Source organism: Streptomyces sp. B8-7 (assembly GCF_058833805.1).
Map to the genome: position 1 here is coordinate 965,717 of NZ_JBYRRL010000005.1, position 11,777 is coordinate 977,493.

11 protein-coding genes are annotated in these 11,777 nt (G+C 70.5%); 8 read left to right on the plus strand and 3 right to left on the minus strand.

The genetic code is table 11. From position 1 onward, the window contains the following. Positions 1–375: 375 nt before the first annotated feature. The gene (locus AC5K6T_RS28285; RefSeq protein WP_493213428.1) at positions 376–663 is read right to left on the minus strand and encodes a DUF397 domain-containing protein; all 288 of its coding nucleotides are present in this window, start codon (positions 661–663) and stop codon (positions 376–378) included. Between the two features lie 267 nt (positions 664–930). On the opposite strand from AC5K6T_RS28285, the gene rpsO reads away from it, so the two are divergent. The 5 genes from rpsO (at position 931) to AC5K6T_RS28310 (ending at position 6,516) form a co-directional block, all read left to right on the plus strand. After that, positions 931–1,218, plus strand: a complete 288-nt coding sequence (gene rpsO / locus AC5K6T_RS28290) for a 30S ribosomal protein S15 (protein WP_437072480.1) — start codon at positions 931–933, stop codon at positions 1,216–1,218. 308 nt (positions 1,219–1,526) lie between these two features. Beyond that, positions 1,527–3,746, plus strand: a complete 2,220-nt coding sequence (locus AC5K6T_RS28295; protein WP_493213429.1) for a polyribonucleotide nucleotidyltransferase — start codon at positions 1,527–1,529, stop codon at positions 3,744–3,746. Then, positions 3,743–5,122: a M16 family metallopeptidase gene (locus AC5K6T_RS28300; RefSeq protein ID WP_493213431.1), complete on the plus strand. Its 1,380-nt coding sequence runs from the start codon at positions 3,743–3,745 to the stop codon at positions 5,120–5,122. The genes AC5K6T_RS28295 and AC5K6T_RS28300 overlap by 4 nt, the downstream gene beginning before the upstream one ends. Before the next feature lie 170 nt (positions 5,123–5,292). Next, positions 5,293–6,045, plus strand: coding sequence for a 4-hydroxy-tetrahydrodipicolinate reductase (dapB, locus tag AC5K6T_RS28305; RefSeq protein ID WP_493213432.1), 753 nt, complete (start codon positions 5,293–5,295; stop codon positions 6,043–6,045). Between the two features lie 18 nt (positions 6,046–6,063). Beyond that, on the plus strand, positions 6,064–6,516 hold the full coding sequence (locus tag AC5K6T_RS28310) for a tetratricopeptide repeat protein (RefSeq protein WP_493213434.1): 453 nt from the start codon (positions 6,064–6,066) through the stop codon (positions 6,514–6,516). 325 nt (positions 6,517–6,841) lie between these two features. On the opposite strand, the gene AC5K6T_RS28315 is transcribed toward AC5K6T_RS28310, so the two are convergent. Continuing rightward, positions 6,842–7,396, minus strand: a complete 555-nt coding sequence (locus AC5K6T_RS28315; RefSeq protein WP_493213436.1) for an SCO5741 family PH domain-containing membrane protein — start codon at positions 7,394–7,396, stop codon at positions 6,842–6,844. A 91-nt stretch (positions 7,397–7,487) separates the two neighbouring features. After that, positions 7,488–7,724, minus strand: a complete 237-nt coding sequence (locus tag AC5K6T_RS28320; protein WP_493213438.1) for a hypothetical protein — start codon at positions 7,722–7,724, stop codon at positions 7,488–7,490. Between the two features lie 176 nt (positions 7,725–7,900). On the opposite strand from AC5K6T_RS28320, the gene thyX reads away from it, so the two are divergent. From thyX to AC5K6T_RS28335, 3 genes are all read left to right on the plus strand, one after another. After that, positions 7,901–8,641: an FAD-dependent thymidylate synthase gene (gene thyX / locus AC5K6T_RS28325; protein WP_493213440.1), complete on the plus strand. Its 741-nt coding sequence runs from the start codon at positions 7,901–7,903 to the stop codon at positions 8,639–8,641. Positions 8,642–8,851: 210 nt separating this feature from the next. Then, entirely contained in the window at positions 8,852–9,751 is a 900-nt protein-coding gene (gene dapA, locus AC5K6T_RS28330; RefSeq protein ID WP_493213441.1) for a 4-hydroxy-tetrahydrodipicolinate synthase, read from the plus strand. A 159-nt stretch (positions 9,752–9,910) separates the two neighbouring features. Further along, on the plus strand, positions 9,911–11,596 hold the full coding sequence (locus AC5K6T_RS28335; protein WP_493213443.1) for a ribonuclease J: 1,686 nt from the start codon (positions 9,911–9,913) through the stop codon (positions 11,594–11,596). The last annotated feature ends 181 nt before the right edge of the window (positions 11,597–11,777 follow it).

The following is an 11,777-nucleotide window of genomic DNA, read 5'->3' on the forward strand; positions in this document are numbered from 1 at the left end:
CGAACCGTGCTTCGCGTGCGGTGAGGCTCCGTGAGGGCGCCGGAGCACGGCGGGCGCCGGCCGGGCTCCGGGAGCAGCGCGAGACCGACCGGCGCCGTCCGAGTCGAGGCCGGAGCGGCGATCACGGTGTCTCACCGGCAGTGGTCAGGGGCGGGCAGCGGTCAGGGTGGGCCGCAGGGCAGGGCAACGGGGCGGCCGCCACGGCCGGCGGCACCCGCCGCAGCGCGGTGCCGCCCGGGCGGCCGCCCCGTATGCGCGCGCAACGGCTGCGCGCGTACCCGCCAGGCACGCCCCCGCGTGCACTCCCGAGGGCCGCGCGACCCGGGGCCGCGCGGTTCCGGGACGCCGGCCGGGCGTCCCGGCCGGCCGGGCGGGTCAGGCCCCGCCCTCGCCCGGAGCCGGCTCCAGGTCGAACTCTCCGTCCCGGGCGCCCAGCACGAAGGCCCGCCACTCCGCCTCCGTGTATCGCAGCACCGTGCCGTGGTCGAGCGACGACCGCATGGCCACGGCTCCCCCCGGGAGGTGGGCGATCTCCACGCGCTCCTCGTGCTCCTCCGTGCCGGGCGCGCTCTGCCACTCGACCCCGGAGATGTCGAGGGCGTACAGCTCGTCGCGCTCCCGCTCCTTGCGTGCCTTCACGGCCGCGTCCAGTTCCTCCGCCATGCCCAGGCGACCCCTCTTCCGACGTGCGTATGATCCCGCAGGTCACCCTAGTGGCCGCACGCGCGCGTGGAAGGCGGTTCCAGGCCTCCGGCGCAGGCGCCCACCGGCGGCTGGTACTCTGTGTGACGGCCGTATGTGTACGCGCCCCCGGAGCCGAGCGCTCTGGAGGCCGCGCCCAGCGGATCCCCGCCTCCCGAGTTGTGGAAGCTTCCCCGAGACGAAGACCGGGGGCACTCGGTGGCTCATCTCAGACCATGAGGAGTACGCGTGTCGCTCGACGCCGCTACGAAGAAGCAGATCATCGCCGAGTTCGGTACCAAGGAGGGTGACACCGGCTCCCCCGAGGTCCAGGTCGCTCTGCTGTCGCGTCGGATCTCCGACCTGACCGAGCACCTCAAGGCCCACAAGCACGACCACCACTCCCGCCGTGGTCTGCTGATCCTGGTCGGTCAGCGCCGCCGGCTGCTGCAGTACCTGGCCAAGAAGGACATCCAGCGCTTCCGTGCGCTGGTCGACCGCCTCGGCATCCGCCGCGGTGCGGCGGGCGCCAAGTAGGACGCCGTGAAGGGAGCGGTTCCCGGGAAAGATCGGGACCGCTCCCTTTGCCGTACGTGCGGAAACGTGCGGACTGTCACCACCCCTTTGTAGTGTGGTAGCACGACGCGTTACGCGCGGCACAGCATGACAAGACGAGACGAGGAGAAGCGCACCTAGCCGCCGCCGGTCCTCGGTAGTGGCCCCCGGGGGGAAGCGAGCCCCGGGTGCTTCGATCGAAGACCGGCCCGCACCGCACGGCGCGCTTCTCCGCCATCGTCCCCCTGCCACACGGGCAGCCACGGGACGAAGACGAGGAGAAAACGCTGGTGGAGAACGAGACCCACTACGCCGAAGCCGTCATCGACAACGGCTCCTTCGGCACCCGCACCATCCGCTTCGAGACGGGCCGCCTGGCCAAGCAGGCCGCCGGCTCCGCCGTCGCGTACCTGGACGACGACACCATGGTGCTGTCGGCCACCACAGCATCGAAGAACCCCAAGGACCAGCTCGACTTCTTCCCCCTGACGGTGGACGTCGAGGAGCGGATGTACGCCGCGGGCAAGATCCCCGGCAGCTTCTTCCGCCGTGAGGGCCGCCCCTCCGAGGACGCGATCCTCACCTGCCGCCTGATCGACCGCCCGCTGCGTCCGTCCTTCAAGAAGGGCCTGCGCAACGAGATCCAGGTCGTCGCCACGATCATGGCCCTCAACCCCGACCACCTGTACGACGTGGTGGCGATCAACGCCGCCTCAGCGTCCACGCAGCTGGCCGGACTGCCCTTCTCCGGCCCGATCGGCGGCGTCCGCGTCGCGCTGATCCGCGGCCAGTGGGTGGCCTTCCCGACGCACACCGAGCTCGAGGACGCCGTCTTCGACATGGTCGTCGCGGGCCGCACCCTGGAGGACGGCGACGTCGCGATCATGATGGTCGAGGCCGAGGCCACCGACCACACGATCAAGCTGGTCGAGGGCGGCTCCGAGGCCCCGACCGAGGAGGTCGTCGCCGCCGGCCTGGAGGCCGCCAAGCCCTTCATCAAGGTGCTCTGCAAGGCCCAGGCCGACCTCGCCGCGAAGGCCGCCAAGCCGACCGCGGAGTTCCCGATCTTCCTGGACCACCAGGACGACGTCCTCGAGGCCCTGACCGCCGCGGTCAGGCCCGAGCTCGCCCAGGCCCTCACCATCGCCGGCAAGCAGGAGCGCGAGGCCGAGCTGGACCGCGTCAAGGCGCTCGCCGCCGAGAAGCTCCTGCCGGAGTTCGAGGGCCGCGAGAAGGAGATCTCCGCCGCGTACCGCTCGCTCACCAAGCAGCTGGTCCGCGAGCGCGTGATCAAGGAGAAGAAGCGCATCGACGGCCGTGGCGTCACGGACATCCGTACGCTCGCCGCCGAGGTCGAGGCCATCCCTCGCGTGCACGGTTCCGCCGTGTTCGAGCGTGGCGAGACCCAGATCCTGGGCGTCACCACGCTCAACATGCTCCGCATGGAGCAGCAGCTGGACACCCTCTCCCCGGTGACCCGCAAGCGCTACATGCACAACTACAACTTCCCGCCGTACTCCACCGGCGAGACCGGTCGCGTCGGCTCCCCGAAGCGCCGCGAGATCGGCCACGGCGCCCTCGCCGAGCGCGCCCTGGTCCCGGTCCTGCCGACCCGCGAGGAGTTCCCCTACGCGATCCGCCAGGTCTCCGAGGCGCTCAGCTCGAACGGCTCGACGTCCATGGGCTCGGTCTGCGCCTCCACCATGTCGCTGCTGAACGCCGGTGTGCCGCTGAAGGCCCCCGTCGCCGGTATCGCGATGGGCCTGATCTCCCAGGAGATCGACGGCGAGACGCACTACGTCACCCTCACCGACATCCTCGGTGCGGAGGACGCCTTCGGCGACATGGACTTCAAGGTCGCCGGCACCAAGGAGTTCGTGACCGCCCTCCAACTCGACACCAAGCTGGACGGCATCCCGGCCTCCGTCCTGGCCGCGGCCCTCAAGCAGGCCCGCGACGCCCGTCTCCACATCCTCGACGTGATGATGGAGGCCATCGACCGGCCCGACGAGATGTCCCCCAACGCGCCGCGGATCATCACCGTGAAGATCCCCGTCGACAAGATCGGCGAGGTCATCGGCCCCAAGGGCAAGATGATCAACCAGATCCAGGAGGACACCGGCGCCGAGATCACCATCGAGGACGACGGCACCATCTACATCGGTGCCGCCGACGGCCCGGCCGCCGAGGCCGCCCGCGCCACGATCAACGGCATCGCCAACCCGACGATGCCCGAGGTCGGCGAGCGCTACCTGGGCACGGTCGTCAAGACCACGACCTTCGGTGCGTTCGTCTCGCTGCTGCCCGGCAAGGACGGTCTGCTGCACATCTCGCAGATCCGCAAGCTCGCCGGCGGCAAGCGCGTGGAGAACGTCGAGGACGTCCTCGGTGTGGGCCAGAAGGTCCAGGTCGAGATCGCCGAGATCGACTCCCGCGGAAAGCTCTCCCTCATCCCCGTGATCGAGGGCGAGGAAGGCTCCGAGGACAAGAAGGACGACACCGACAAGTGACGTCTCGTAGCACCACGGCGACGGCCCGCACCTCCCCGGAGGCGCGGGCCGTCGCCCGTACCCAAACCCTCATCAGGGGCACCAACGGCATCGGCACCGTCCGCAAGACGACCCTGCCCGGCGGCCTGCGCGTCGTCACCGAGACCCTGCCCTCGGTGCGCTCCGCGACCTTCGGCATCTGGGCCCATGTCGGCTCCCGCGACGAGACCCCCGCCCTGAACGGCGCCACGCACTACCTGGAGCACCTGCTCTTCAAGGGCACGACCCGGCGCAGTGCACTCGACATCTCCGCGGCCCTGGACGCCGTCGGCGGCGAGATGAACGCCTTCACCGCGAAGGAGTACACGTGCTACTACGCGCGCGTGCTCGACAGCGACCTGCCGCTCGCCATCGACGTGGTCTGCGACATGCTCACCGGCTCCCTCATCCTCGAGGAGGACGTCAACGTCGAGCGCGGCGCGATCCTCGAGGAGATCGCCATGACCGAGGACGACCCGGGCGACTGCGTGCACGACCTGTTCGCGCACACCATGTTCGGCGACAACCCCCTCGGCCGGCCCGTCCTCGGTACCGTCGACACGGTCAACGCCCTCACCGCCGACCGCATCCGCCGCTTCTACCGCAAGCACTACGACCCCACCCACCTGGTCGTGGCCTGCGCCGGCAACGTCGACCACCACAAGGTCGTCCGGCAGGTCCGCGCCGCCTTCGAGGGGGCCGGCGCCGTCCGCGACCCGGAGGCCCGGCCCGTCGCCCCCCGCGACGGACGGCGCGCCATCCGCGCCGCGGGCCGCGTCGAACTCCTCGGCCGCCGCACCGAACAGGCCCACGTCGTCCTCGGCATGCCGGGCCTGGCCCGCACCGACGAACGCCGCTGGGCGCTCGGGGTGCTCAACACCGCACTGGGCGGCGGTATGTCCTCCCGCCTGTTCCAGGAGGTCCGCGAGAAGCGCGGCCTGGCCTACAGCGTGTACTCCTACACTTCAGGCTTCGCCGACTGCGGCCTGTTCGGCGTCTACGCCGGCTGCCGTCCGTCGCAGGTGCACGACGTGCTCCGGATCTGCCGCGACGAGCTCGACCATGTCGCCCAGCACGGCCTCACCGACGACGAGATCGACCGGGCCATCGGACAGCTGCGCGGCTCCACCGTCCTGGGTCTGGAGGACACCGGCGCGCTGATGAACCGTATCGGCAAGAGCGAACTGTGCTGGGGTGAGCAGATGTCGGTCGACGACATGCTCGCCCGGATCGCGGCGGTCACCCCCGACGACGTCCGCGACGTCGCCCGCGCCGTCCTCGGACAGCGGCCCTCCCTGTCGGTCATCGGCCCGCTCAAGGACAGGCAGGCGGCCCGGCTGCACGAGACCGTGGCCTGACCCGTGGCCTGACCCGACCGCCCCCGGAGCTCCGCACCAGCCGACACCCGCACCAGCCGACACTCGCACCAGCCGACAGCCGGACCATCCGGACCATCCCGGCCTCCGGACCTCCCGACACCCGGACCATCCCGACACCCGGACCATCCGAGACAAGGAAGCAGAAGACGATGAGCAAGCTGCGCGTGGCGGTCCTCGGCGCCCAGGGCCGGATCGGCTCCGAGGCGGTGCGGGCGGTCGAGTCCGCAAAGGACATGGAGCTGGTCGCCGCCCTCGGCCGCGGCGACCGGCTGGACGCCCTGACGGAGTCCGACGCCCAGGTCGCCGTCGAGCTGACCACACCGGACTCGGTGATGGCCAACCTCGAGTACTGCGTCGGGCACGGCATCCACGCCGTCGTCGGTACCACGGGCTGGACAGAGGACCGGCTGGCCCGGCTGAACGGCTGGCTGGAGTCCGCGCCGGGGACCGGCGTGCTCATCGCCCCGAACTTCTCCATCGGGGCCGTGCTCACCATGAAGTTCGCCCAGATCGCCGCGCCCTACTTCGAGTCGGTCGAGGTCATCGAGCTGCATCACCCGAACAAGGTGGATGCGCCGAGCGGCACCGCCACGCGCACCGCCCAGCTGATCGCCGAGGCCCGCCGGGCCGCGGGCACCGCCCCCGCACCGGACGCCACGGCGACCGCGCTGGACGGCGCCCGCGGTGCCAGCGTCGACGGCGTCCCGGTGCACGCGGTCCGGCTCCGCGGCCTGCTGGCCCACCAGGAGGTCCTCCTCGGCGGTGAGGGCGAGACGCTCACCGTCCGCCACGACTCCCTGCACCACAGCAGCTTCATGCCGGGCATCCTGCTCGCCGCCCGCCGGGTGGTGACGACTCCGGGCCTCACCTTCGGCCTGGAGCACTTCCTGGACCTGGGCTGACCCGGAGACCGTACGACGATGCGCGCGAAGATCTCCTACGCTGTCACGGCCGCCGTCCTGGTCGTCTACTTCGTCCTGGTCGGCAGCCGGGGTGTGCTGCTGATCCAGGCAGGCACGCTGCTGACCGTCACGTTCGGCGTGGCGGTACTGATCCTGCCGGTGATCGGCGTGTGGTTCCTGTGGAAGAACACGCAGTTCGTGCGGCGGGCCAACGCTCTGGCCGCCGAGCTCGACGCCGAGGGCGGCCTCCCCGTCGACGAACTGCGGCGGACTCCCAGCGGCCGTGTCGACCGCGATTCCGCCGACGAGGTGTTCACCCGTCGCAAGGCGGAGACGGAAGCCAGGCCCGACGACTGGCGCACCTGGTTCCGGCTCGCCGTCGCCTACCACGACGCTCGTGACACCCCCCGCGCCCGCAAGGCCATGCAGCGGGCCATCGCCCTGCATGACGGCCGTCCCGCACCGACCTGACCAGGCACTACCAGCGTCGGCACCGGAGGGGATGACCGGCTCGCGCCGTCCGGCCCGGCGCCTCGCCGCGTCGTCTCACCTCCCGCGTACGTAGGTCCGGTCACGTAGGTCCGGTCACGTACGTCCGGTACGCGCGTGACGCGCTGCCCTGCGATGCACCGTGCGCCGGACGTGACGGCGTTCCGGCACACCTCGCCGGTCACGGCGCCGGCCACGTCGCGGCATCTGCTCACGCCGTGTGAGGACGGAAGGGGAAGGTGCCGACGAGCTGTGCCGGCCCCTTCCGTCCGTACGGGCGCTCACCGGTGACGGCCGGTGGCCGGGCTCAGTCCCGGCGGTACTCCGCGGCCCATGCCTCAAGCGTGTCGGCCGCCCGGTCGAACGCCTCGAAGCGGCCGAGGAAGTCGGCGTTGTGCGTGGTCAGCATCGGCGGCAGCCCGCCGCCGGACCGGTTGCGGCACTCCAGCACCAGCGCCTGGCCCTGTACGGTGCGCGGCAGGCCGAGCCAGCGCACCGGCTGCTGCGTCGTACGGACCGAGCCGACCCGCTCCCAGCCGACCGTGCGCGTGACGAAGAAGCCCACCAGGCGCAGCCCCCGGGCGCTCACCCACACGCCCATCCGCAGCAGCCGCAGAGCCGCCGCGATGATCACCGCGGCGAAGCCGAAGACGGTCCCCGCGCCGCCGACGGAGCCGGTCACGGCGATGATGACGGCCGCGAACAGGACGAACGAGGCGAGCATCAGCCCGATCGCCGCCGAGGCGACGCGCCAGGGACCGGGCCGGTAGGGGCGCCGCCAGCGGTCACGGTCGTCGAACGGCAGCGCTACGTCGTCAGCCGCCTCGAAGGCACGGTCGGCCGTCAGGAAGGGCAGGGGCACGGCTGGTCCTCACTCGATCCACGCAGGGGCAGTGCCCGGTGAGGCTACCGACCCCGGTGCGCGCCCACCACTCTCGGGGGGCCGGATGGAGTCAGCGGTCCGACGCCGCCTGGGACTGCCCGGTCCCGCCCCCGCCGTCGACCGAGAGCGCCGGCATCCCGAGGACCAGGGCGCCCACCAGCGCACCGGCGATCGTGGTCCCCAGCAGCCAGCGCCCGGCTATCTGACCGGCCGAAGCCCGCTGCGGGGGCGGGGGAACGACGTTGCTGCGGAACCGGTCGGCCTCGGAGAGGAAGGCGAAGGGCACGGGCTCACTCCGGCGGAACATGGGGCGGGGCTCCTTTCTGGACGGAACGCACCATTGGTACTCATACAGACGAGCGAACCGCCCGGAAGGTGCCCGGTTTCCCGATCTTTCTGACGGTCTCACGGTGCACCGGTGCCCGGCCCGCCCATGGGTAGAGTGGCGTCGCCACACGACGAGACGGGAAGGCCCTCCGAACCGTGCACAGCACCCCCGACGACCAGTTCCAGATCGACTTCCGCAGCGATGTGACCGTAGAGCTGGTCAAGCACAGCGCGGCCGACACCGACGTGCTCTTCGCCGCACGTGTCTCCACGCTCGGCGAGCAGTCCCTGGACGAGCTGCAGAAGGACCCGGAGCGTTCGAAGGGGCTGATCAACTACCTCATGCGGGACCGGCACGGCAGCCCGTTCGAGCACAACTCCATGACGTTCCTCGTCAGCGCCCCGATCTTCGTCTTCCGGGAGTTCCTGCGCCACCGCGTCGGCTGGTCGTACAACGAGGAGTCGGGCCGCTACCGCGAGCTGCAGCCCGTGTTCTACGTGCCCGACACCTCGCGCAAGCTGGTCCAGGAGGGCCGCCCGGGCAAGTACCGGTTCGTCGAGGGCACCCCCGAGCAGCACAAGCTCGCCACCGAGGCGATGGAGGACTCCTACCGTCGGGCGTACCGGACGTACCGGGAGATGCTCGACGCCGGAGTCGCCCGCGAGGTGGCCCGCACGGTACTCCCGGTGGGCCTGTTCTCCTCCATGTACGCCACCTGCAACGCCCGCTCCCTGATGCACTTCCTCGGTCTGCGCACCCAGCACGAGCTGGCCCGGGTGCCGTCCTTCCCGCAGCGGGAGATCGAGATGGTGGGCGAGAAGATGGAGGCCGAGTGGGCGAAGCTGATGCCGCTCACCCACGCGGCCTTCAACGCCAACGGCCGGGTGGCCCCGTAACGCGACCGGTCCCCGCGCCCGGCACACATGTGCGGGCCAGTCGCGCGAAGTGTCCGTATTGCGGCATTTGGAGAAGTTCATCTAGCCTGATCAAACGGACCCGGCACTGCCTGAACCCCCGAGCAGGCAGTGCCGGGCTCCGCCTTTGTCCTGACTTTTCCCGCACCCTGCGGGCAGACCGCGCCGTGCGCAACGAGTAGCGTGTAACCCATGGCTCCGACCTCCACTCCGCAGACCCCCTTCGGGCGGGTCCTCACCGCCATGGTCACGCCTTTCACGGCGGACGGCGCGCTCGATCTCGACGGCGCCCAGCGGCTCGCCACCCACCTGGTGGACGCAGGCAACGACGGCCTGATCATCAACGGCACCACCGGTGAGTCCCCCACCACGAGCGACGCGGAGAAATCGGACCTCGTGCGGGCCGTGCTGGAGGCGGTCGGTGACCGGGCCCACGTCGTCGCCGGAGTCGGCACCAACGACACCCACCACAGCGTCGAGCTGGCCCGGGCCGCGGAGCGCGCCGGCGCACACGGCCTGCTGGTGGTCACCCCGTACTACAACAAGCCCCCGCAGGAGGGCCTGTACCGGCACTTCACGGCCGTCGCGGACGCGACCGGCCTGCCGGTCATGCTGTACGACATCCCCGGCCGCAGCGGCGTCCCGGTCGAGACCGAGACCATCGCCCGGCTCGCCGCGCATCCGAGGATCGTCGCCAACAAGGACGCCAAGGGCGACCTCGGCCGTGCCAGCTGGGCCATCGCCCGCACCGGCCTCGCCTGGTACTCCGGCGACGACATGCTCAACCTGCCCCTGCTCTCCGTGGGCGCGGTCGGCTTCGTGTCGGTCGTCGGCCACCTCGTCACGCCCGATCTGCGGGCCCTGATCGACGCCTACACCTCGGGCGACGTCCAGAAGGCGACGGAGATCCACCAGAAGCTGCTCCCGGTCTACACCGGCATGTTCCGCACCCAGGGCGTGATGACCACCAAGGCCGCCCTCGCGCTCCAGGGCCTGCCCGCGGGCCCGCTGCGCGGCCCCATGGTCGAGTGCTCGCCGGAAGAGGTCGCCCAACTCAAGATCGATCTTGCCGCCGGCGGGGTACAGCTCTGACAACAGACTTCGCGGGACCGCACCACGCACAACAACTTCACAACTGAAGAACGGGCCACCGGTGCCCGTACCACCACGCAACAACAACTGCTTCTGCACGAACGTCACGCGCGCCACGTGCCTCACCGGTACGTGGCGCGTGTGGTTGAGGAGAGTCTTTTGAGTCATCCGCACCCCGAACTGAGCCCGCCCCCGCCCCTCCCCGAAGGCGGCCTGCGGGTCACCCCACTGGGCGGCCTCGGCGAGATCGGCCGCAACATGACGGTCTTCGAGTACGGCGGCCGTCTCCTGATCGTCGACTGTGGAGTGCTCTTCCCCGAGGAGGAGCAGCCCGGAATCGATCTGATCCTGCCGGACTTCTCGTCCGTCAGGGACCGCCTCGACGACATCGAGGGCATCGTCCTCACCCATGGCCACGAGGACCACATCGGCGGCGTCCCGTTCCTTCTGCGGGAGAAGCCGGACATCCCGCTGATCGGCTCCAAGCTGACCCTGGCCCTGATCGAGGCCAAGCTCCAGGAGCACCGCATCCGCCCCTACACCCTTGAGGTGGCCGAGGGGCAGCGCGAGCACGTGGGACCCTTCGACTGCGAGTTCGTCGCGGTGAACCACTCCATCCCGGACGCCCTGGCGGTGGCCATCCGCACCCCGGCCGGCCTGGTCGTCCACACGGGCGACTTCAAGATGGACCAGCTTCCGCTGGACAACCGGCTCACGGACCTGCACGCGTTCGCCCGGCTGAGCGAGGAGGGCATCGACCTCCTGCTGTCCGACTCCACCAACGCGGAGGTGCCGGGCTTCACCCCGCACGAGCGGGACATCTCCAACGTGCTGCGCCAGGTGTTCGCCGGGGCCCGCAAGCGCATCATCGTGGCGAGCTTCGCCAGCCATGTGCACCGCATCCAGCAGATCCTGGACGCGGCCCACGAGTACGGCCGCCGGGTCGCCTTCGTGGGCCGCTCGATGGTCCGCAACATGGGCATCGCCCGCGACCTCGGCTATCTGAAGGTGCCGCCGGGGCTCGTGGTGGACGTCAAGACCCTGGACGACCTGCCGGACCACGAGGTCGTCCTGGTCTGCACGGGCTCCCAGGGTGAACCGATGGCCGCCCTGTCCCGGATGGCGAACCGCGACCACCAGATCCGGATCGTCGAGGGCGACACGGTCATCCTGGCGTCGTCCCTCATCCCCGGGAACGAGAACGCGGTCTACCGCGTCATCAACGGGCTCACCCGCTGGGGTGCCAACGTGGTCCACAAGGGCAACGCCAAGGTCCACGTCTCGGGCCACGCCTCGGCGGGCGAGCTGCTGTACTTCTACAACATCTGCCGCCCGAAGAACCTGATGCCGGTCCACGGCGAATGGCGCCATCTGCGGGCCAACGCCGAGCTCGGTGCCCTGACCGGGGTCCCGCACGACCGCATCGTCATCGCCGAGGACGGCATCGCCGTCGACCTCGTCGAGGGCAAGGCGAAGATCTCCGGCAAGGTGCAGGCGGGCTATGTGTACGTCGACGGCCTCTCCGTCGGTGACGTCGGCGAGCCCGCCCTGAAGGACCGCAAGATCCTCGGCGACGAGGGCATCATCTCGGTCTTCGTGGTCATCGACTCCTCCACGGGGAAGATCACCGGTGGCCCGCACGTCCAGGCGCGCGGCTCCGGCATCGAGGACTCCGCCTTCGGCGCCGTCATCCCGAGGATCACCGAGGTTCTGGAGCGCTCGGCGCAGGACGGTGTGGTGGAGCCCCACCAGATGCAGCAGCTCGTCCGCCGCACCCTCGGCAAGTGGGTGTCGGACACCTACCGCCGCAGGCCGATGATCCTCCCGGTGGTCGTCGAGGTCTGAGGCCGGCGGTCCGCCCGACCGCGCCAACGCCCGAGCGGGGCGCCTCGATTTGCATCGAGGCGCCCCTCTCCAGTACGTTTACGGCTCCGCCACGACGGGAACCCGACCGCTTCACAGCATCGGAGACAGTCTCCCGGAGAGGCCGGAAATTCCGGCTCAGAACTTCTGATAAAGTCGGAGC

Bases quoted from the DNA above. Each gene is read 5' to 3' on its own strand.
- dapB (WP_493213432.1), top strand. From the start codon at position 5,293: ATGAGCAAGCTGCGCGTGGCGGTCCTCGGCGCCCAGGGCCGGATCGGC.
- AC5K6T_RS28310 (WP_493213434.1), top strand. From the start codon at position 6,064: ATGCGCGCGAAGATCTCCTACGCTGTCACGGCCGCCGTCCTGGTCGTC.
- AC5K6T_RS28320 (WP_493213438.1), bottom strand. From the start codon at position 7,724: ATGTTCCGCCGGAGTGAGCCCGTGCCCTTCGCCTTCCTCTCCGAGGCC.
- dapA (WP_493213441.1), top strand. From the start codon at position 8,852: ATGGCTCCGACCTCCACTCCGCAGACCCCCTTCGGGCGGGTCCTCACC.
- AC5K6T_RS28285 (WP_493213428.1), bottom strand. From the start codon at position 663: ATGGCGGAGGAACTGGACGCGGCCGTGAAGGCACGCAAGGAGCGGGAG.